The sequence below is a fragment of the Burkholderia sp. Se-20378 genome, from assembly GCF_017104665.1.
GTDB classification, from domain to species: Bacteria; Pseudomonadota; Gammaproteobacteria; order Burkholderiales; family Burkholderiaceae; genus Burkholderia; species Burkholderia lata.
Map to the genome: position 1 here is coordinate 22,586 of NZ_JAAGPG010000009.1, position 21,806 is coordinate 44,391.

Consider the following 21,806-nt stretch of genomic DNA (forward strand, 5'->3'; position numbering starts at 1 on the left):
CAAATCACGAATCAATGCGGAGAATACTCATGCTGGAACTCGATCACTTCGATCTCGCGCTGCTGGACGTGCTGCAGCGCTTCGGCCGCGCGACGCATCAGCAGCTCGGCGAGGAGGTGCCGCTGTCGCCGTCGCAGATCGGCCGGCGGCTGCAGCGGCTCGAGGCGGCCGGCGTGATCGAAGGCTACCGCGTGATGCTGCGCCCCGAAAAGCTCGGGCTCGGCGTCACCGCGTTCACGAGCCTCAAGCTCAAGCACCACGGCGATTCGATCATCGAGCAGTTCCAGCAGCAGATCGACGTGCTGCCCGAGGTGCTCGAATGCCATGCGGTGGTGGGCGATGCCGACTATCTGCTGCGGATCGTCGCGCCCGACCTGAACGCGCTGTCGCAATTCGTGATGAAGAAGCTGATGCGCGTGCCGGGCGTCGACAGCGTGCGCTCGAACATCGTGCTGACGACCTTCAAGCGCAACGGCGCGCTGCCGCTCGCGCACCTGGCGCCCGGCGCCGCCTGACGCGGCGACAGAGCGGCGGGGTTGAAGGCGGCGCGGGTGCGCCGCCGCAGGGCAGGGCCGGATCAGGCCGTTTCGTGCTGCGTGTCGGCGTTCAGCAGGTCGACGTACGCGACCGCGACGAGATCGTCCTGCGACACGCCGAGCTTCGCGAACACGTCGTGCGCTTCGGCCTCACCGCCGGCTTCGTCGTCATCGGGGCCGAGCACGACTTCCAGTTCGATGAAATCGCCGAGGCCGTCGACGCGGTCGAGGTGGATGCGCGTGCGGCCCGCGAGGTACACGTGCCGTTCCTTCGTCACGATCCCGCGCGTGGTCAGCGCGGTGGCGAGCAGCGCGTGCATCGCATCGGGGTTCGTCACCGGGCTGCGCGTGTAGTACGACGCCTTCGGGCCGTCGCGGTCGTCGCGCTGGTAGAAGATCAGTTCGGCCGGCGTACCGTCCTCGAAGCGGCGCAGCTTCAGCCGGCCGCGCGGCACGTCGTAGAAGAAATCCTGCTGGCGATAGAACAGCGGCGCCTCGGTCGCGAGCCTGGCCGCCTGTTCGCGCAGCTGGTCGAATTCGCGGGCGCGGGCTTTGATCTCGATGTTGCGGGCCATGCGGGTCTCCTTCAATCGGGGTCTCGCGGTGTGCGAACGCACAATCTAGCAAAAACGCGGAGACGGTGGCGTGACGACGGGTGGGGGGCGTGGCGAGATGACGCGCGCGGGCTCGGCCGCTTCGTCATCAGCACGGCTCATATCGCCCATTGCGCCTCGATCAGCCGCAGCGCCGCCGCGATCGCCGGTTCGTCGCACCGCTCGGCGAGGGTCACGAACGTCAGTTCGGTCGGCACCGTCACGGGCTCGACGATCGTCAGCGCATGCGCGTGCGCTTCGGCCAGCGCGGTCGAGTCGCGCGCGAGCGTCAACCCGATCCCCGATTTGACGAGGTCGAGCATCGACTGCTCCTGGTCGACCTCGGCAACCTTGAGCGGCTGCGCGCCGGCATCGGCGAAGCGCCGCGACAGCAGCCGGTGGTGCGCGGACGCCGGCGGCGTCCAGATCCACGGCAGCGTGGCAAGCGAGCGCCAGTCGTGGGCGCGCTGCACGCGCTCCTTCCAGCCAGCCGGCGCAAGGACGCGGTACCGAAAATGCGTGAGCGTGACGGTGTGGAACAGCGCGCCGTCGAGCGGATCGTCCTCGCCCGGCCGGCCGATGTAGTAGCCGACATCGAGCGCCTGCGTGCGCACCTGTTCGATCACCCAGCCCGACATTCCGTGCCGCAGCGCCGTCTCGATCTGCGGATGGGTTTCGACGAGCGCGCGCAGGAAGCCGCCGAGCCGCAGGAAACCCGGATCGAGGATCGTGCCGATCCGCAGCCGGCCGCGCACCTCGTGTCGCAGTGCAGCAGCGGCGCGCTGCACGTCGGCGGCCGCGGCGAGTGCGCGTTCCGCATGCGGCAGTAGCGTCTGGCCGTCGCGCGTGAGCGCGAGGCCGCGCGACGTGCGCGTAAACAGCGTGACGCCGAGCGTTTCCTGCAGATGCTTGATCTGCAGGCTGACCGCCGGCTGCGTCAGGTGCAGGTGTACGGCGGCGCGCGTCAGGTTGCCTTCGCGCGCGACCGTCGCGAACGCACGGAGCAGGGTGAGATCCATCGTCGTGATATGAGCGCAGCTTATAACGCAGTTCAGCATAACTCATTGGATCGGCGGCCGGCGGCCGGAGTACGCTTCATCGGTCGTGGCGCGCGGGGCCGCAAGCGTGGCTCGCGACGCACTATGCTGGAAATGACGCGCGGCGTTGCGCCGCGTGACAGGAGACAAACCGTGACTACTCAACGCACGCTAGAAGGCGAATTCGATTACGTGATCGTCGGCGCGGGCACCGCGGGCTGCGTGCTCGCGAACCGCCTGACCGACGATCCCGACATCCGTGTGCTGCTGCTCGAAGCGGGCGGCAAGGACGACTATCACTGGATCCATATCCCGGTCGGCTATCTGTATTGCATCGGCAACCCGCGCACCGACTGGCTGTACAAGACGCAGCCCGAAGCCGCGCTCAACGGCCGTGCGCTGTCGTATCCGCGTGGCCGCGTGCTCGGCGGCTGCTCGTCGATCAACGGGATGATCTACATGCGCGGCCAGCGCGAGGATTACGACAGCTGGGCGCAGGAAACCGGCGACGCCGGCTGGTCGTGGGACAGCGTGCTGCCGATCTTCAAGCGCAGCGAGGATCACCATGCGGGCGCGAGCGACGCGCACGGCGTGGGCGGCTACTGGCGCGTCGAGAAGCAGCGGCTGCGCTGGGAGATCCTCGAATCGTTCGCGCAGGCCGCGCAGCAGACTGGCATCCCGGCAACCGACGATTTCAACCGCGGCGACAATTCCGGGGTCGGCTATTTCGAGGTGAACCAGAAGCGCGGCGTGCGCTGGAATACGTCGAAGGCGTTCCTGCGGCCCGCGATGGCGCGCCCGAACCTGACCGTGATCACCGGCGCGCAGGCGCAGCGCGTGATCTTCGACGGGCGGCGCGCGGTCGGCGTCGAATATCACGGCGGCGGCACCGATTACGTTGCACGGGCGCGCTCGGAGGTGCTGCTGACGTCCGGCGCGGTGAATTCGCCGCAGCTGCTCGAACTGTCGGGCATCGGCGATGGCCGGCGGTTGCAGGCGCTCGGCATCGACGTCGTGCAGGATCTGCCGGGCGTCGGCGAAAACCTGCAGGATCACCTGCAATTGCGGATGGCGTTTCGCGTCGAAGGCGTACGCACGCTCAACACGCTGTCTGCGCACTGGTGGGGCAAGCTGATGATCGGCGCCGAATACGCGTTGCTGCAGCGCGGGCCGATGTCGATGGCGCCGTCGCAGCTCGGCGCGTTCGCCAAATCCGATCCGGACGATCCCGCACTCACGCGCCCCGATCTCGAATACCACGTGCAGCCGCTGTCGCTCGAACGCTTCGGGGAGCCGCTGCACAGCTTCAACGCATTTACGGCGTCCGTGTGCCATTTGCGGCCGACGTCGCGCGGCAGCGTACATATTGCGAGCGCCGATCCGGGCGCGGCACCCGCGATCGCGCCGAACTATCTGTCGACCGACCACGATCGCCACGTCGCCGCGAACGCGCTGCGGCTCACGCGCCGGATCGCGTCCGCGCCGGCGCTTGCGCGCTATCGTCCCGAGGAAATCCTGCCGGGCCTGCAGTACCGGAGCGAAGCCGAGCTGATCGAGGCGGCCGGCGCGGTCGGCACGACGATCTTCCATCCGGTCGGCACCTGCCGGATGGGGCGTGCCGACGATGAGCGCGCGGTGGTCGACAGCCGGCTGCGCGTGCGCGGCATCGCCGGGCTGCGGATCGTCGATGCATCGGTGATGCCGTTCATTACATCGGGCAACACCAATTCGCCGACGCTGATGATCGCCGAGCGTGCGAGCGACATGATTCGTGCCGATCGCCGCGCGGCGCGCGAAGCGACGCCGGTGCGCACGGAGCCGGCGGTGACGGCCGCGTGACGGAACGCTGACACGCACGACAGCGGGTGGTCATGATGACGCCCGCTGATTCGCTATGCGAAACAAGCTGCCGTTGCGGAGCCAATGCCGATGGTGCCGAATACGCCGGTTCGTCCGGCAAGATCCATGCAAGCCGTGCAGTCGCACGGCTTTTTTGTTGCGTGCGTGCCGGGCCGTGCGGATGGTCAACGCACGATGATGCACGTGTCAAAAAAACGGTGTGATAAACCGTGCACAGCCGCGCGTGACATGGCGGCCAGCCCTATAAGTGCAAATCCCGATGATTGCACTGCACCAACGGCGAGACAATGTGGCGCAGTGTGCATACGCGTCGGCGCGGGAGACCACCCTCGAGGCGTAACACGGCGCCCGGGGCAGCCCGCTCATCCGCTGACCTGTTTCGCGGACGCTTCTCGCGAATCTTCCCGGTGCTTCGCCTGACTTCGTACGGAAGGGAACATGATTCTCGGCGACACGATTCTGGAAACACGCGGACTGACCAAGGAATTCAGGGGTTTCACGGCCGTCAACGGCGTGAACCTGCGTGTGCGTCGCGGTGCGATCCATGCGCTGATCGGACCGAACGGCGCGGGCAAGACCACCTGCTTCAACCTCCTCACCAAATTCCTGACGCCGACGGCCGGCCAGATCGTCTTCAACGGCATCGACATCACCGACGAGCGGCCCGCGCAGGTTGCCCGCCGCGGCATCATCCGCTCGTTCCAGATCTCGGCTGTCTTTCCGCACCTGACCGCGCTGCAGAACGTGCGCATCGGCCTGCAGCGCGCGCTCGGCACCGAATTCCATTTCTGGCGCAGCGAACGCACGCTGAAGCGGCTCGACGACCGCGCGATGGACCTGCTCACGCAGGTCGGCCTCACCGATTTCGCGCAGGTGCCGACCGTCGAACTCGCATACGGCCGCAAGCGCGCGCTGGAGATCGCGACCACGCTCGCGATGGAACCCGAACTGATGCTGCTCGACGAGCCCACGCAGGGGATGGGCCACGAGGACGTCGACCGCGTGACCGCACTGATCAAGAAGGTTGCGAGCGGCCGCACGATCCTGATGGTCGAGCACAACATGAACGTGATCGCGGGCATCTCCGACACGATCACCGTCCTGCAACGCGGCGAGGTGCTGGCCGAAGGCTCGTATGCGGAAGTGTCGAAGAATCCGCTCGTCATCGAGGCCTATATGGGCAGCGCCGACGCGGCGCTCGCGGGGGCGCACGCATGAAGCACAGCGAACGGGAGGAACGCGAATTGAGCGGCGTCGAAAGCGGTACGCCCGCGCTGGAGATCACGGGCCTGGAGGCCTGGTACGGGGAATCCCACATATTGCACGGTGTCGACCTGACGGTGCATCGGGGTGAGGTCGTCACGCTGCTCGGCCGCAACGGCGCGGGCCGCACGACGACGCTGCGCGCGATCATGGGCCTCACGGGCCGCCGCAGCGGGTCGATCAAGGTCGCGGGCAACGAGACGATCGGCCTCGCGACGCACCGCATCGCGCATTTCGGCATCGGCTACTGCCCGGAGGAGCGCGGGATCTTCTCGAGCCTGTCGTGCGAGGAGAACCTGATGCTGCCGCCGCCGATCGGTTCGCGCGACCACGCGATGTCGATCGACGAGATCTACGCGATGTTCCCGAACCTCGCGTCGCGCCGGCAGAGCCAGGGTACGCGGCTCTCAGGCGGCGAGCAGCAGATGCTCGCGGTCGCGCGGATCCTGCGCACCGGCGCGAACCTGCTGCTGCTCGACGAGATTTCCGAAGGCCTCGCGCCGGTGATCGTGCAGGCGCTGGCGCGGATGATCGTCGCGCTGAAGGCACGCGGCTACACGATCGTGATGGTCGAACAGAATTTCCGCTTCGCGGCACCGCTCGCCGACCGCTTCTACGTGATGGAGCACGGCAGCATCGTCGAACATTTCCAGGCGGCCGAACTGGAAAGCAAGATGCCGACCCTGCACGACCTGCTCGGGGTGTGACGCCGCCCCGTCTCTTTCGCCGCTAGCCGTGGCGGCTTCGAACAACCACAACGCATCAGAACAACAGGAGACGTCAATGAAAATGAAGACCCTCGCACACGCCTGTCTTGCGCTCGCGACTGCCGCGTTCACCGCCGGCGCCGCGCAGGCCGCGGATACCGTGAAGATCGGCTTCATCACCGACATGTCGGGGCTTTACGCGGATATCGACGGGCAGGGCGGTCTCGAAGCGATCCGCATGGCGGTCGCCGATTTCGGCGGCAAGGTGCTCGGCAAGCCGATCGAGGTCGTCTATGCCGATCACCAGAACAAGGCCGACATCGCCGCGTCGAAGGCGCGTGAATGGATGGATCGCGGCGGGCTCGACCTGCTGGTCGGCGGCACGAACTCCGCCACTGCGCTGTCGATGAACCAGGTCGCGGCCGAGAAGAAGAAGGTCTACATCAACATCGGCGCGGGCGCCGACACGCTGACGAACGAGCAGTGCACGCCGTACACGGTCCACTACGCATACGACACGATGGCGCTCGCGAAGGGCACCGGTTCGGCGGTGGTGAAGCAGGGTGGCAAGACGTGGTTCTTCCTGACCGCCGATTACGCATTCGGCAAGGCGCTCGAGAAGAACACGTCGGATGTCGTGAAGGCGAACGGCGGCCAGGTGCTCGGTACGGTGCGTCACCCGCTGTCCGCGTCGGATTTCTCGTCGTTCCTGCTGCAGGCGCAGGCGTCGAAGGCGCAGATCCTCGGCCTCGCGAACGCGGGCGGCGACACGATCAACTCGATCAAGGCCGCGAAGGAATTCGGCATCACGAAGACGATGAAGCTCGCGGCGCTGCTGATGTTCATCGACGACGTGCACAGCCTCGGCCTCGAGACGACGCAGGGCCTCGTACTGACCGACAGCTGGTACTGGAACCGTGACGCGGCGTCGCGCCAGTGGGCGCAGCGCTACTTCGGCAAGATGAAGAAGATGCCGTCGAGCCTGCAGGCGGCCGACTACTCGTCGGTGACGACCTACCTGAAGGCCGTCCAGGCCGCCGGCACGACCGATTCCGACAAGGTCATGGCCGAGCTGAAGAAGATCAAGATCAACGACTTCTACGCGAAGGGCTACATCCGCACGGATGGCAGCATGATCCACGACATGTACCTGATGGAAGTGAAGAAGCCGTCGGAGTCGAAGGAGCCGTGGGATTACTACAAGGTGCTCGCGACGATTCCGGGCGAACAGGCATTCGGGACCAAGCAGGAATCGCGCTGCGCGTTGTGGAAGTAAGCAGGGCGTAGCGGCGCGCACGGGCGCGCCGCTCGGTGGCGGCAGCAGCGATGTGCCCGCTGCGCCGCCTGCGTACGCGACGCTAGAAGGTTGCGAGCGCAACGAAACTCATTCTGACGGCTAAGTCGATGGAAATCTTTGGCATTCCGTTGCCGGCGATGCTGAGCCAGTTGCTGCTCGGGCTCGTCAACGGCTCGTTCTACGCGATCCTGAGCCTCGGGCTCGCGGTGATCTTCGGGCTGCTCAACGTGATCAACTTCGCGCACGGCGCGCTGTTCATGCTGGGTGCGATGCTCGCGTGGATGGGCATGTCGTATTTCGGGTTGCCGTACTGGGCGATGCTCGTGATCGCGCCGCTGGTGGTCGGCGCGTTCGGGATCCTGATCGAGCGCTCGATGCTGCGCTGGCTGTACAAGCTCGATCACCTGTACGGGCTGCTGCTCACGTTCGGGCTCACGCTGGTCGTCGAAGGCGTGTTCCGGTCGATCTACGGTTCGTCCGGCCAGCCGTACGACGTGCCGTCGCAGCTGTCCGGCGCCACCAACCTCGGCTTCATGTTCCTGCCGAACTACCGCGCGTGGGTCGTCGTGGCATCGCTCGCGGTGTGTCTCGCGACGTGGTTCGTGATCGAGAAGACGCGCCTGGGCGCCTACCTGCGCGCGGGCACCGAGAATCCGAAGCTCGTCGAGGCATTCGGCGTGAACGTGCCGATGATGATCACGCTCACCTACGGCTTCGGCGTCGCGCTCGCGGCGTTCGCGGGCGTGCTGGCCGCGCCGGTGATCCAGGTGTCGCCGCTGATGGGGCAGCCGATGATCATCACCGTGTTCGCGGTGGTCGTGATCGGCGGGATGGGCTCGATCCTCGGCTCGATCGTCACGGGCCTGCTGCTCGGCGTGATCGAGGGTTTCACGCGCGTGTTCTACCCCGAAGCGTCGGCCACCGTCGTGTTCGTGATCATGGCGATCGTGCTGCTGTTCCGCCCGGCGGGCCTCTTCGGCAAGGAAAAATGATGCAGAGAAAAGTGCTCTACGGCGCGCTGCTCGCCGCACTGCTCGCCGCGCCGTTCATCGGCGCGTACCCGGTGTTCGTGATGAAGGTGCTCACGTTCGCGCTGTTCGCGGCCGCGTTCAACCTGCTGATCGGCTATACGGGGCTGCTGTCGTTCGGCCATGCGATGTTCCTCGCGACCGCCGGCTATGCGACCGGCTATTCGATACAGACGCTCGGTTTCACGCCGGAACTCGGCGTGCTGGTCGGTACCGTTGCCGCGACGCTGCTCGGGCTCGTCGTCGGGCTGTTCGCGATCCGGCGGCAGGGCATCTACTTCGCGATGATCACGCTCGCGTTCGCGCAGATGGTCTACTTCATCTACCTGCAGGCGCCGTTCACGCACGGCGAGGACGGGCTGCAGGGCGTGCCGCGCGGCCACCTGTTCGGGCTGCTCGACCTGTCGAACGACGTCGCGCTGTACTACGTCGTGCTGGCGGTGGTCGTAGCTGCATGCGCGTTCATCGTGCGGGTCGTGCATTCGCCGTTCGGCCAGGTGCTCGTCGCGATCAAGGAGAACGAAGCGCGCGCGATCTCGCTCGGCTACGACACCGACCGCTTCAAGCTGCTCGCGTTCATCCTGTCGGCGGGCATCGCGGGGCTGGCCGGTTCGCTGAAGGTGCTCGTGCTCGGCTTCGAGACGCTGTCGGACGCGTACTGGACGATGTCGGGGCTCGTCGTGCTGATGACGCTTGTCGGCGGGATGGGCACGCTGTTCGGGCCGCTGCTGGGCGCGGCGCTGATCGTCGCGCTGGAAGACCGGCTCGGCGACATCGGCGAATGGCTCGCATCGACGACGGGTGTCGCGTGGTTCCATTCGCTCGGCGAATCGGCGACGATCGTCACGGGGCTGATCTTCATCGCATGCGTGCTCGCGTTCCGGCGCGGCATCGTCGGCGAAATGGTCGCGCGGATCAAGCCGCTCAGGGCGTCCTGAATGCGTGCGGCGCGCGTCACCGGGCGTTGATGCGAAGCACCATCCGGCATGCTCCGGAAGGGCGTCGCAGCGGGCTCGGGCCGGCGCCACGCGGCAGGCTGGTGCCCCATTTTCGTGCGGCGATGCACCATAGGGGTAAATGCTAAGTTGTCGCAGTGTGAAAGGTCCTTTAATCTTCGTCCTAGTTCTGATGCACCGCGAAACGAATTTGCAGGTGGAGAACGAGGAGACAATCGAGGCACAAAGTGCCCGGACCCCAAAGCGCTGTTGGACGGAATCCAACAGCGCTTTTTCATTTGCGTGCACGGATTTCCACCGATGGTGCATCGGCCTGCGCGATTGCCGTATTCCGCGCTTGCGTTCGCACCGCGTTTCTTCCGCGCTTCGCCGCGTCCCCCCGTTTTCCACTTTCCGCTTTCTCGCGATTCGTTCGCAGACGATGCGCAGCCGTGCGCTGGCCGTTCGGGCTAACCCGGTTGGCGTGCACAAAACGCGTCCGTTACACTCAGCTTTCGCCGACCGTGCGGTCGGGAAAATCGGTCGGCAGTTCTCCTACAAGCAGAATGCAGAAGAGGGAGTACGGTTGGATGAGCAGCGCAGGACGATGGATCGGGGCAGGAAGGGCGGCTAGTGCCGTTCGTTCGTCGTGGGGTTGGGCTGCCGTCGCGGCGGCCTTTCCGAGCCGTTCTGCGGCCTGTAGGCGCGTTCCGGCGCCATCGCCGGTCGTTGCGTGCGCATCCGTATCGATATTCGCATCCGCACTCGCATGAGCGGCCGGCCTCCCGATCATACGCTTCTTGCGGGCCTGGCCGCATCAGGCCGGATCGACGTGCCTTTCCTTGATCGTTGCGCATACATCGATTTCCCGCACGATTCCGCATTTCTCCGCTTTCTTCATCCAGACGACACCGCTGCTGCGCATCGTGACGATCGAACGACCGTTTCGACCGCCGGCTGGTGCGTCCGCGCGCGGCGCTGTCCGTGCGTGGTTGAAGGTGAGGTGTTTCACGGGAAAACGAGCGTAGGCGTGGCAAGGCGAGATAGTTAAATTATTAACTTGTTTTGGGGACCGGGAGCCGCCCGAGCGACCCGTGGCTTTTTCGAGCAGCGTTTGGAGACAACGTAAATGAAGATGAATCGATGGATGGAGGCCGTGCTCGCCGCGGGCCTCGTGTGTGCGGCGGCAACGGCGTCGGCGCAGGTGAAGATCGGCGTGACGCTGTCGGCCACCGGGCCGGCCGCGTCGCTCGGGATTCCGGAAAAGAACACGATCGCGCTGCTGCCGAAGGAAATCGCCGGCAAGAGCGTGCAGTACATCGTGCTCGACGACGCATCCGACACGAGCCGCGCGGTGCAGAACGTGCGCAAGCTGATCGATGAAGATCACGTCGACGCGATCATCGGCTCGTCCGTCACGCCGAACTCGCTCGCGATGCTCGACCCCGTGTCGCAGGGCAAGACGCCGACGATCTCGCTCGCGGCGAGCGCCCAGATCATCTCGCCGATGGACGCGAAGCGCGCGTGGATGTTCAAGGTGCCGCAGAACGACCAGCTGATGGCCGACGCGATCGCCGGCTACATGGCGAAGCACGGCGTGAAGACGGTCGGCTTCATCGGCTTCGCCGATGCGTACGGCGACAGCTGGTACAAAACGTTCGACGCGGCGGCCGCGAAGAACGGCCTGAAGGTCGTGTCGAACGAGCGCTACAACCGCACCGACGCATCGGTGATGGGGCAGGTGCTGAAGCTGATGGGCTCGAACCCGGATGCGGTGCTGATCGCCGGCTCGGGCACGCCGGCGGCGCTGCCGGCGAAGACGCTGAAGGAGCGCGGCTACAAGGGCAAGGTGTACCAGACGCACGGCGTCGCGAACAACGACTTCCTGCGCGTGTGCGGCAAGGATTGCGAAGGCGAGATCCTGCCCGCCGGCCCGGTGCTCGTGACCGACCAGCTGCCCGATTCGAATCCGGTGAAGAAGCCGGCGCTTGGCTACAAGGCCGCGTACGAGAAGGCGTACGGCGCGGGCTCGCTCGCGACGTTCGGCGGCCATGCGTGGGATGCCGGGCTGCTGCTGCAGCGTGCGATTCCGGAAGCGCTGAAGAAGGGCCAGCCGGGCACCGAGGCGTTCCGCGAGGCGCTGCGCGCGTCGATCGAGAACGTGAAGGACCTGCCCGTGTCGCACGGCGTGATCAACATGACGCCGACCGATCACAACGGCTTCGACACGCGTGCGCGCGTGATGGTGCAGATCGTCGACGGCAAGTGGAAGCTGCAGGCCGAGTAAGCATCACGTGAAACCGGCGTGCGCGGTGCGAATGGCGCCGTGCATGCCGTCTCGGCAGGGCGCCGGGCCTGACGGGCCCGCGACCGTGCCGCCTGGAACCGCCGGGGCCGCCTGCATGGCGCCCGACGCGTCGACCCTGCCGTCCGCGCCCCGGCCGTCCCGTCTTTCGTTTCTCCGCAGCATTCTCGATACACGAAACGTATGGATCTCTCGATTGCAGCGATCCTCGCGCAAGACGGCATCACGACCGGCGCCATATATGCATTGCTGTCGCTGGCGCTCGTGCTGGTATTTTCCGTCACGCGGGTGATCTTCATTCCCCAGGGCGAATTCGTCGCCTACGGTGCGCTGACGCTTGCCGCATTGCAGGCGCAGAAATTTCCCGCCACCTGCTGGCTGTTGTTCGTGATGGGCATCGCGTGCTTCCTGCTCGAAGTCGGCGGCCTGATCCGCCATCGCGAACGGCGCCATCAGCTCGGCCGCACGCTCGCGACACTCGGCAGCCGCTACATCCTGCTGCCGCTCGCGGTGTTCGCGATCACGCGCAGCTTCGCCGTGCAGCCGCTGCCGATGCTGGCGCAGATCGCACTGACGCTCGCGATCGTCGTGCCGATGGGGCCGTTCGTCTACCGGCTCGTGTACCAGCCGATCGCCGAAGGCACGACGTTGCTGCTGCTGATCGTGTCGGTCGCCGTCCACTTCGCGATGGTCGGCCTCGGGCTCGTGATGTTCGGCGCGGAAGGTTCGCGCACCAACGGCTTCTCGGATGCGTCGCTGTCGATCGGCAGCATGACCGTGTCGGTGCAGAGCATCCTGGTCGTCGTGACGGCGCTCGTGCTGATCGGCGCGCTCTATGTGTACTTCGGCCGCACGATCGCAGGCAAGGCGCTGCGCGCGACGTCGGTGAACCGTCTCGGCGCGCGGCTCGTCGGTATCGGCACGACCGAGGCAGGGCGGCTCGCGTTCACGTTCGCGGCGGGGCTCGGCGTGTTGTGCGGGATCCTCGTCGGCCCGTTGACGACGATCTACTACGACTCGGGCTTCCTGATCGGCCTGAAGGGCTTCGTCGGCGCGATCATCGGCGGGCTTGTCAGCTATCCGCTCGCGGCCGCCGGCTCGCTGCTCGTCGGCGTGCTTGAATCGTATTCGTCGTTCTGGGCGAGCGCCTACAAGGAGGTGATCGTGTTCACGCTGATCATTCCGGTGCTGCTGTGGCGGAGCTTCGCCACGCCGCACGCGGAAGAGGAAGAGGAGTGACACGATGAAGACGATGGTACGCAACAAGACCTTCTGGGTGTTTCTCGTGGTGCTGTTCGCGCTGCCGGTGCTGCCCGGCGCGCTGCAGGTGCCTGAATACTGGATCACGCTGCTGAACTACATCGGCCTCTACGCGATCGTCGCGATCGGCCTCGTGCTGCTCACGGGGGTCGGCGGGATGACGAGCTTCGGGCAGGCCGCGTTCGTCGGCATCGGCGCCTATGCGACCGCGCTCCTGACGACGCGCTACGGCGTGTCGCCGTGGCTCGCGCTGATCGTCGGCGTCGTGCTGACGGCGCTCGTCGCGCTCGTGCTCGGCGCGGTCACGATGCGGCTGTCCGGCCACTTCCTGCCGCTCGGTACGATCGCGTGGGGCCTCGCGCTGTTCTACCTGTTCGGCAACCTCGAACTGCTCGGCAAGTACGACGGGATCAACGGGATTCCGGTGCTGAACCTGTTCGGCATCGAGCTAGAAAGCGGGCGCAGCCTGTACTTCCTGATCTGGGCCGTCGTGCTGGCCGCGATCGTGTCGGTGCAGAACCTGCTGAACAGCCGCCCGGGCCGCGCGATTCGCGCGCTGCGCGGCGGTGGCGTGATGGCCGAGGCGATGGGCGTGAACACCGCGTGGATGCGCGTCGTGATCTTCGTCTATGCGGCCGTGCTCGCGGCGGTATCGGGCTTCCTGTACGCACACCTGCAGCGTGCGGTGAACCCGACGCCGTTCGGGCTGAACCACGGAATCGAGTTCCTGTTCATGGCCGTGGTGGGCGGCGTGTCGCACGTGTGGGGCGCGGTGCTCGGTGCGGCGATCCTGACCGTGCTGCAGGACTACCTGCAGACGCTGCTGCCGAAGCTGCTCGGCTCGGAAGGCAACTTCGAGATCATCGTGTTCGGCGTGCTGATGGTGCTGCTGCTGCAGTACGCACGCCAGGGCGTGTGGCCGTTCGTCGCCAGGCTGTTCCCCCGCGGGCCGCGTGCGCACGTGCCCGAGCATGCCGATCCGTTGCCGCAACGTGCGAAGCCGACGGCCGGCGAGCCGCTGCTCGTCGTCGACAACGCGCGCAAGCAGTTCGGCGGGCTCGTGGCCGTCAATGACGTCAGCTTCGATGTGAAAGCGGGGCAGATCATCGGGCTGATCGGCCCGAACGGCGCCGGCAAGTCGACCACGTTCAACCTCGTGACGGGCGTGCTGAAGCCGACGGGCGGCACGATCACGTTCCGTGGCGAGCGCATCGACGGGCTGACATCGCGCCAGATCGTTCGCCGCGGCATCGGCCGGACGTTCCAGCACGTGAAGCTGTTGCCGGCGATGACGGTGCTCGAGAACGTCGCGATCGGTGCGCACCTTCGCGGCCGTACCGGTGTGTGGCGCAGCGTCGCGCGGCTCAATGCCCACGAGGAAGCGCAGTTGCTGGCCGAAGCCGCACAGCAGATCCGCCGCGTCGGGCTCGAAAAGCACATGTACGACGAAGCGGGCAGTCTCGCGCTGGGCCAGCAGCGGATTCTCGAAATCGCTCGGGCGCTGTGCTGCGACCCGACGCTGTTGCTGCTCGACGAGCCGGCCGCCGGGCTGCGTTATCAGGAGAAGCAGCAACTCGCCGACCTGCTGCGGCGGCTGAAGGCGGAAGGCATGAGCGTGTTGCTCGTGGAACACGACATGGATTTCGTGATGAACCTCACCGACCGGCTGGTGGTGATGGAATTCGGCACGCGGATCGCGGAAGGGCTGCCGCAGGATGTGCAGCAGAATCCGGCGGTGCTCGAAGCGTATCTGGGCGGGGTGGAGTGATGACGGACACGACGATGCCGATTCTCGAAGTGAGCGGGCTGGCGGTCCGGTACGGGAAGGTCGAGGCGCTGCATGGCGCGGCGATCAAGGTTGGTGCGGGGCAGATCGTCAGCGTGATCGGCCCGAACGGGGCTGGCAAATCGACGCTGTTGAACGCGATCATGGGCGCGCTGCCGGTGACCGGGCATGCTTCGGGCGCGGTCGTGTATCGCGGTCACGATGTCGGTGCGTTGCCGGTGGAGCAGCGCGTCGCGCGCGGGATGTGCCTCGTACCGGAAAAGCGTGAGCTGTTCAGCACGATGACGGTCGAAGACAACCTCGTGCTCGGTGCGTATCGGCGCAAGCAGGCCGGTGAAGCGAACTTCCTCGACCAGCTCGATCACGTGTTCGCGCTGTTTCCGCGGCTGAAGGAGCGGCGCAAGCAGGCAGCGGGCACGCTGTCCGGCGGCGAGCGGCAGATGCTCGCGGTTGGCCGCGCGCTGATGGGCAAGCCCGACCTGCTGATGCTCGACGAGCCGAGCCTCGGGCTGGCGCCGCTGATCGTGAAAGAGATCTTTCATATCATCAGCGCGTTGCGCGGTACGGGTGTGGCGACGCTGCTGATCGAGCAGAATGCGCGGGCGGCGCTGCAGATTTCCGACTACGGTTACGTGCTGGAGACGGGGGAGTTTGCGCTGGAAGGGCCGGCGGCGGAACTTGCGCAGAATCCGCGCGTGATCGAAACGTACCTCGGGTTGGCGAAGAAAACGGCTTGATCGTAGGTGCGGTTGGCGGGAAACGGGCGGCGTGTTTCACGTGAAACACGCCGTTTTTGTTTTTGGGGTGAGATGTGATGCCGATACATCCACCGTTAACAACCAGGGGATAAGTGCCGGAGGAACAATCAAAAGCGCTGTGTGTTAGCAGTGGCTGAGGTGTCCACGGCACAGATGACGATTCGGTATATCGCTCGTGGGAGGTTGCCGCTTGTTCCACAGGCCGACGATGTGCCGCGTCACAGGGGATAAGTATCGAGCGAACCGACGGAAATTCTGTGAGGAAGATGGTGGGTGTGGTCGCACAGAGTGTTTCGTCCGGGACGTTGGGTGGGGCACAGGCCTCGAACGGGTTGTATGTTCCACGTGAAATTTCCCGACAAATGGATCTCTGCACAGGTGCAACGATGTGCGGCAGGCTGGCTGGAAGCTTTGCGGAAATGGGCTCTGGACCACAGATTCATCTGGCCATCGCCGAAAAATCGTCGAATTGCACAGACCCTACCATTCGGACGGCATTCGGGTGAAAAGCGAACCCGCTATAATTCGGCCCATACATTTCTCAGATAGGTTCGTGCGCAGTCCTGCGGACGGAATCCACCATGCTTTTTCCCACAGAATTTGACGTCATCGTCGTCGGTGGCGGTCATGCCGGCACCGAAGCCGCGCTGGCGTCCGCCCGCATGGGCGCAAAGACACTGCTGCTGACCCACAACATCGAAACACTTGGGCAGATGAGCTGCAATCCGTCGATCGGCGGCATTGGCAAGGGCCATCTGGTCAAGGAAGTCGATGCGCTGGGCGGCGCAATGGCTGCCGCGACGGACGAGAGCGGCATTCAGTTCCGGATCCTCAATTCGTCGAAGGGCCCGGCTGTGCGCGCGACGCGTGCGCAGGCCGATCGCATCCTGTACAAGGCCGCGATCCGTCACCGGCTCGAGAACCAGCCGAACCTCTGGCTGTTCCAGCAGGCCGTCGACGACCTGATGGTCGAAGGCGACCGCGTGGTGGGCGCCGTCACGCAGATCGGCATCCGCTTCCGCGCCCGCGCGGTCGTGCTGACCGCCGGTACGTTCCTCGACGGTAAGATCCACGTCGGCCTGAACAACTACACGGGCGGTCGCGCGGGCGATCCGGCGGCCGTGTCGCTGTCGTCGCGCCTGAAGGAGCTGAAGCTGCCGCAGGGCCGTCTGAAGACCGGTACGCCGCCGCGTATCGATGGCCGTTCGATCGATTTCTCGAAGCTGACCGAGCAGCCGGGCGACCTCGATCCGGTTCCCGTTTTCTCGTTCCTGGGGCGCGCGGAGCAGCATCCGCAGCAGCTGCCGTGCTGGGTCACGCACACGAACGAGCGCACGCACGACATCATTCGTGGCGGCCTCGACCGTTCGCCTATGTATACAGGCGTGATCGAAGGCGTCGGGCCGCGCTATTGCCCGTCGATCGAGGACAAGATCCACCGGTTCGCATCGAAGGAATCGCACCAAATCTTCCTCGAGCCGGAAGGGCTGACGACCAACGAGTTCTACCCGAACGGGATCTCGACGAGCCTGCCGTTTGACGTCCAGCTCGAGCTCGTGCACTCGATGCTCGGCCTCGAGAACGCGCATATCCTGCGCCCCGGCTACGCGATCGAGTACGACTACTTCGACCCGCGCGCGCTGAAGGCGTCGCTTGAGACGAAGGCGATCAACGGGTTGTTCTTTGCGGGCCAGATCAACGGGACGACCGGCTATGAAGAGGCGGCCGCGCAGGGGCTGCTGGCCGGCCTTAATGCGGGCCGCTACGTGCAGGAGAAGGACGCATGGTGCCCGCGCCGTGACCAGGCGTACCTTGGCGTGCTGGTCGACGATCTCGTAACGCGTGGCGTGGCCGAGCCGTACCGGATGTTCACGAGCCGCGCCGAGTATCGCCTCAGCCTGCGTGAAGACAATGCCGACATGCGCCTGACCGAGGTCGGCCGCGAGCTGGGGCTCGTCGACGACGCGCGCTGGGACGCATTCAGCCGGAAGCGCGACGCTGTTTCACGTGAAACCGAACGCCTGAAGTCGACGTGGGTCACGCCGAAGACGTTGCCGCAGGAAGAAGCGACCGCGCTCCTCGGTAAGGCGATCGATCACGAATACAGCCTCGCCGAGCTGCTGCGCCGCCCGGGTATCAGCTACGACGGCGTGTGTGGCCTGAAGGGTGGCGAATGCGGTCCCGCAGAGCCGCTGGCCGACGATCCGGTGCTGCTCGAGCAGATCAAGGAGCAGGTCGAGATCGGCATCAAGTACCAGGGCTATATCGAGCGTCAGGCCTCCGAGATCGAACGCAACGATGCGAACGAGAACACGCGCCTGCCGGACGGTATCGATTATCGCGAAGTCCGCGGCCTGTCGTTCGAGGTGAGCCAGAAGCTCAACGAGTTCCGACCGGAAACGATCGGGCAGGCATCGCGTATCTCGGGTGTCACGCCGGCCGCGATCTCGCTGCTGATGGTGCACCTGAAGCGCCGCGGCCTGGGCCGCCGTAGTGGCACTGCCGAAGCGGCAACGGAGCAGGGGGACGGCGCCGTCCCGACGCAACAATGACGGCGCGTCGCGCGCCGGCGGTTAATCGGGACGTACTGGAACAGATGCTCGTCGAAGGCACGACGGCGCTCGACCTCGCACTGACGGATGCACAACACAACCAGCTGCTCGACTATGTCGCGCTGCTCGGCAAGTGGAACGCGGTCTACAACCTGACCGCGATCCGCGACCCGAAGCAGATGCTGATCCAGCACATCCTCGATTCGCTCTCCATCGTCTCGCATCTGCGTGGCCGTGCATCGGCCCGTGTGCTCGACGTCGGCTCGGGCGGCGGATTGCCTGGTATCGTGCTGGCGATCGTCGAGCCGGACTGGCAGATCACGCTGAACGATATCGTGCAGAAGAAGTCTGCATTCCAGACTCAGATGCGCGCGGAGCTGAAGCTCGCGAACCTGTCGGTGGTCACCGGGCGGGTCGAATCGCTGCAGCCGGGTGTCGAAGTGCCGGAAAAATTCGACATGATCGTATCCCGCGCTTTCGCGGATCTGTCCGACTTCGTTAAACTTGCTCGACATCTGGTCGCGCCGGGCGGATCGATCTGGGCGATGAAGGGCGTCCATCCGGACGACGAGATTGCGCGATTGCCGGAAGGCAGCCGCGTGAAGCAGACGATACGGCTGGCGGTACCGATGCTCGATGCCGAACGGCATCTGATCGAAGTGACCGTCGACGAGGCGAATTGAAGGGCAGGCGCGCAGTAGCGCGCCGTTTGTTTGAAGGTAAAGGGAACACACCAACGATGGCAAAGATCTTCTGCGTTGCGAACCAGAAGGGGGGCGTCGGCAAGACGACGACATCGGTCAATCTCGCCGCAAGCCTTGCAGCGCAGGAGCAACGAGTCCTGCTGATCGATCTCGACCCGCAGGGTAACGCGACGATGGGCAGCGGGATCGACAAGGCTGCTTGCGAAGCGACCGTGTACGAGGTGCTGGTCGACGGCGTGCCGGTGACCGACGCGCGCATCCGCCCGGACGGCGTCACCTACGACGTGCTGCCTGCGAACCGCGAGCTGTCCGGTGCCGAGATCGAACTGATCAGCATCGACAACCGCGAGCGCCGGCTGAAGGCTGCGCTCGAGCGCGTGGCCGATGACTACGACTTCGTGCTGATCGATTGCCCGCCGACGCTGTCGCTGCTGACGCTGAACGGGCTGTGCGCGGCGCATGGCGTCGTGATTCCGATGCAGTGCGAGTACTTCGCACTGGAAGGGTTGTCGGACCTCGTCAACACGATCAAGCAGGTTCACGCGAACATGAACCGTGACCTGAAGATCATCGGCTTGTTGCGCGTGATGTTCGATCCGCGCATCACGCTGCAGCAGCAAGTCTCCGATCAACTGAAAGCGCACTTCGGCGACAAGGTGTTCGACGCGGTGATTCCGCGTAACGTGCGCCTGGCGGAAGCGCCGAGTTACGGGCTGCCGGGCGTCGTGTTCGACCGCAGCTCGCGCGGTGCGCAAGCGTATCTCCAGTTCGGTGCCGAGATGATCGACCGCGTTCGCGCGTTCGAGGTGTCGTGATCCGGACATGAGCGAAGCGAGGAAGAAAGACATGAACGCGGTACCAAAGAAGAAGGGCTTGGGACGTGGCCTCGAAGCGCTGCTCGGCGGCAGTGCCGATATCACCGAAGCGGTGAAGATCGAAGGGGCACCGAACACGCTCGCGCTCGGCAAGCTGCAGGCCGGCAAGTACCAGCCGCGGACGCGGATGGACGAAGGCAGCCTGCAGGAGCTCGCGGCGAGCATTCGCGCACAGGGCGTGATGCAGCCGATCCTGGTACGGCCCATTTCATCAGACAAATACGAGATCATCGCAGGCGAGCGCCGTTTCCGCGCGGCGCGCCTGGCGGGCCTCGATGAAGTGCCGGTGCTCGTGAAGGATGTATCGGATCAGGCCGCCGCGGCGATGGCGCTGATCGAGAACATCCAGCGCGAGGACCTGAACCCGCTTGAAGAGGCGCATGGTATCCAGCGCCTGCTCGACGAATTCGGTTTCACGCACGAACAGGCGGCCGAATCGGTCGGCCGTTCGCGCAGCGCGGTGTCGAACCTGCTGCGACTGCTGAACCTGGCTTCGCCGGTGCAGACGATGCTGCTGGCGGGTGATCTCGACATGGGGCATGCGCGCGCGCTGCTCGCCGTCGATGCGGCCACGCAGATCACGCTCGCCCATCAGGTCGTCAACAAGCGCATGTCGGTGCGCGAGACCGAGAAGCTCGTCACGCACACGACGAAGGAAGTGCCGGCCGTGAAGGCGCGCGCGAAGGACGACGGCGGCCGCGATACGCGCCGTCTCGAGGAGGAGTTGTCCGACCTGCTCGCGTCGACGGTGAAGATCAAGCTCGGCCGCCGCGGGCGAGGGCAGGTGACGATCGACTTCGGCAACCTCGACGCGCTCGAGGGCATTCTCGTGCGACTGCGCGGCAACGTCGCAACCGAAGAGTAACGGGCAGCTCATGGAGGAGACGGGCGCACCGGCGCCGCGCCGGTGGCTCGGATGGCTTGCGCAGGAGCCCGTGCTATCGGTGCTCGCGCTGGGCCTGATCCTGCTGCAATGGGTGCGTCCGCAACCATTTTCCGTATTGGCCGATCGCGTCGACTGGCAGACGGTCGCGACGCTCGCGGGCCTCTTGATGCTGACCAAGGCGCTCGAGTTGTCCGGCTGCCTGATGTGGCTCGCGCACCGCATCGTGCATCACGTGCGCTCCGAACGCGGCTTGGCCATGCTGCTGGTCGGATTCGCCGCGTTGCTGTCGATGTGGCTCACCAACGACGTCGCGCTGTTCGTCGTCGTGCCGCTGATGGTGTCGTTGCGTGCGCTTACGCCGCTGCCGTTCCGGCGGCTCGTGATCGTCGTCGCGCTGGCCGTCAACGCGGGGTCCGTCGCGACGCCGCTCGGCAATCCCCAGAATCTTTTCCTGTGGCAATTGAGCGGCGTGTCGTTCGGCCACTTCGTGGTCACGCTCGGGCCGCTCGCGATCGCGCTGATGGCGCTGCTGTTCGTGCTGACCGCGTGCGCGTTTCGCGCGAAGCCGCTCGACCTGTCCGGCGACGTCGTCGCCATTCCCGTGCAACGCATGCACGCGCTGATCGCGGCGGTGCTGTTCGCGGCATTCGTGCTGCTCGCCGATGCGCATCATCCGCTGCCGGGCCTGGTTGCCGTCGCGATCGTGCTGCTCGCCGTAAAACGTGACGCAGTCCTGAAGATCGACTGGCTGCTGCTGCTGATCTTCGTGCTGATGTTCGTCGTGTTGCGCAGCGCGGCTGCGCTGCCCGTCATCCATGACGCGATTGCGCATGCGAATCTCGATTCACCGCTGCGCATCTTTGCGGCCGGCGCCGTGCTGTCACAGGGCATCAGCAACGTGCCGGCCGCGATCCTGCTGTCGGAGTTCACGCACGACTGGCGCGCGCTCGCGTTCGGCGTATCGGTCGGCGGATTCGGTTTCGCGATCGGCTCGCTGGCGAACCTGATCGCGGTGCGTCTCGCGAAGGAGCCGCGCATGTGGCTGCCGTTCCACCTGGTCTCGATTCCGTTCGCGCTCGCCAGCGCGGCACTCGGCGCATGGCTGCTCGTTCACGGTTGAGCGATGCGGGTGTGCGTGGCAAAGGCGTGCCATTCGGGTGGCGGGGAGGGCGCACAGCATTCGCGCTGGTGCGGGGCTGTTGATAAGTGCGGCAATCCACAGTCGATCGACTGTGGTGGCATGACAACTGATTGGATAATTTGCTGCGTCAGCGTCGATCCGGATTTCGCGCATCCGTCGCGGCCGGGCGATCACAGTGTTTCGTCTGCTAGGGGCGACGTGCTGAACTCGGGTCCGAAGCCGCGTCACAGCGTGGATCCTGGGTGGTGATCGTACCGCTCCGCCCGCACCCGCGCCGGGCATC

General features: G+C 65.5%; 18 protein-coding genes. 16 read left to right on the top strand and 2 right to left on the bottom strand.

Annotated elements, in window-relative coordinates; genetic code table 11:
• Positions 1–29 precede the first annotated feature (29 nt).
• Complete coding sequence (locus G3N93_RS02725) at positions 30–515, top strand: Lrp/AsnC family transcriptional regulator (RefSeq protein ID WP_006408082.1); 486 nt, start codon at positions 30–32, stop codon at positions 513–515.
• Positions 516–577: 62 nt separating this feature from the next.
• On the opposite strand, the gene G3N93_RS02730 is transcribed toward G3N93_RS02725, so the two are convergent.
• Both G3N93_RS02730 and G3N93_RS02735 read right to left on the bottom strand, forming a co-directional pair.
• Positions 578–1,111: a class IV adenylate cyclase gene (locus G3N93_RS02730; protein WP_011350501.1), complete on the bottom strand. Its 534-nt coding sequence runs from the start codon at positions 1,109–1,111 to the stop codon at positions 578–580.
• A gap of 137 nt (positions 1,112–1,248) precedes the next feature.
• Complete coding sequence (locus G3N93_RS02735; RefSeq protein WP_206132243.1) at positions 1,249–2,148, bottom strand: LysR family transcriptional regulator; 900 nt, start codon at positions 2,146–2,148, stop codon at positions 1,249–1,251.
• Between the two features lie 171 nt (positions 2,149–2,319).
• Between G3N93_RS02735 and G3N93_RS02740 the strand changes: the two genes are divergently transcribed.
• From G3N93_RS02740 to G3N93_RS02810, 15 genes are all read left to right on the top strand, one after another.
• Positions 2,320–4,005 (top strand): GMC family oxidoreductase, encoded by a 1,686-nt coding sequence (locus tag G3N93_RS02740; protein WP_206132244.1) that lies wholly within the window; start codon positions 2,320–2,322, stop codon positions 4,003–4,005.
• A gap of 459 nt (positions 4,006–4,464) precedes the next feature.
• Positions 4,465–5,244 carry an ABC transporter ATP-binding protein gene (locus tag G3N93_RS02745; protein ID WP_021160426.1) on the top strand — a complete coding sequence of 260 codons (780 nt, stop codon included), beginning with the start codon at positions 4,465–4,467 and terminating at the stop codon, positions 5,242–5,244.
• Positions 5,241–5,996, top strand: a complete 756-nt coding sequence (locus G3N93_RS02750; RefSeq protein WP_174945245.1) for an ABC transporter ATP-binding protein — start codon at positions 5,241–5,243, stop codon at positions 5,994–5,996. Before G3N93_RS02745 ends, G3N93_RS02750 begins: the two co-directional genes overlap by 4 nt.
• A 76-nt stretch (positions 5,997–6,072) precedes the next feature.
• Complete coding sequence (locus G3N93_RS02755; RefSeq protein ID WP_011350507.1) at positions 6,073–7,272, top strand: ABC transporter substrate-binding protein; 1,200 nt, start codon at positions 6,073–6,075, stop codon at positions 7,270–7,272.
• 128 nt (positions 7,273–7,400) lie between these two features.
• The gene (locus G3N93_RS02760) at positions 7,401–8,285 is read left to right on the top strand and encodes a branched-chain amino acid ABC transporter permease (protein ID WP_174940246.1); all 885 of its coding nucleotides are present in this window, start codon (positions 7,401–7,403) and stop codon (positions 8,283–8,285) included.
• The gene (locus G3N93_RS02765; RefSeq protein WP_174940244.1) at positions 8,285–9,259 is read left to right on the top strand and encodes a branched-chain amino acid ABC transporter permease; all 975 of its coding nucleotides are present in this window, start codon (positions 8,285–8,287) and stop codon (positions 9,257–9,259) included. The genes G3N93_RS02760 and G3N93_RS02765 overlap by 1 nt, the downstream gene beginning before the upstream one ends.
• Positions 9,260–10,385: 1,126 nt before the next feature.
• Positions 10,386–11,543: an ABC transporter substrate-binding protein gene (locus tag G3N93_RS02770; protein ID WP_011350511.1), complete on the top strand. Its 1,158-nt coding sequence runs from the start codon at positions 10,386–10,388 to the stop codon at positions 11,541–11,543.
• Between the two features lie 201 nt (positions 11,544–11,744).
• Complete coding sequence (locus G3N93_RS02775) at positions 11,745–12,800, top strand: branched-chain amino acid ABC transporter permease (protein ID WP_174945247.1); 1,056 nt, start codon at positions 11,745–11,747, stop codon at positions 12,798–12,800.
• A gap of 4 nt (positions 12,801–12,804) precedes the next feature.
• Entirely contained in the window at positions 12,805–14,589 is a 1,785-nt protein-coding gene (locus G3N93_RS02780; RefSeq protein WP_206132245.1) for an ATP-binding cassette domain-containing protein, read from the top strand.
• Positions 14,589–15,344 (top strand): ABC transporter ATP-binding protein, encoded by a 756-nt coding sequence (locus G3N93_RS02785; RefSeq protein ID WP_174940238.1) that lies wholly within the window; start codon positions 14,589–14,591, stop codon positions 15,342–15,344. Before G3N93_RS02780 ends, G3N93_RS02785 begins: the two co-directional genes overlap by 1 nt.
• A 602-nt stretch (positions 15,345–15,946) precedes the next feature.
• Positions 15,947–17,917, top strand: a complete 1,971-nt coding sequence (gene mnmG, locus G3N93_RS02790) for a tRNA uridine-5-carboxymethylaminomethyl(34) synthesis enzyme MnmG (protein WP_206132246.1) — start codon at positions 15,947–15,949, stop codon at positions 17,915–17,917.
• Positions 17,914–18,600 (top strand): 16S rRNA (guanine(527)-N(7))-methyltransferase RsmG, encoded by a 687-nt coding sequence (rsmG, locus tag G3N93_RS02795; RefSeq protein ID WP_174940234.1) that lies wholly within the window; start codon positions 17,914–17,916, stop codon positions 18,598–18,600. The genes mnmG and rsmG overlap by 4 nt, the downstream gene beginning before the upstream one ends.
• Positions 18,601–18,656: 56 nt before the next feature.
• On the top strand, positions 18,657–19,436 hold the full coding sequence (locus G3N93_RS02800) for a ParA family protein (protein ID WP_174940232.1): 780 nt from the start codon (positions 18,657–18,659) through the stop codon (positions 19,434–19,436).
• A gap of 31 nt (positions 19,437–19,467) precedes the next feature.
• Positions 19,468–20,361, top strand: coding sequence for a ParB/RepB/Spo0J family partition protein (locus G3N93_RS02805; protein ID WP_041492996.1), 894 nt, complete (start codon positions 19,468–19,470; stop codon positions 20,359–20,361).
• Between the two features lie 10 nt (positions 20,362–20,371).
• Complete coding sequence (locus G3N93_RS02810; protein WP_174940228.1) at positions 20,372–21,502, top strand: SLC13 family permease; 1,131 nt, start codon at positions 20,372–20,374, stop codon at positions 21,500–21,502.
• The last annotated feature ends 304 nt before the right edge of the window (positions 21,503–21,806 follow it).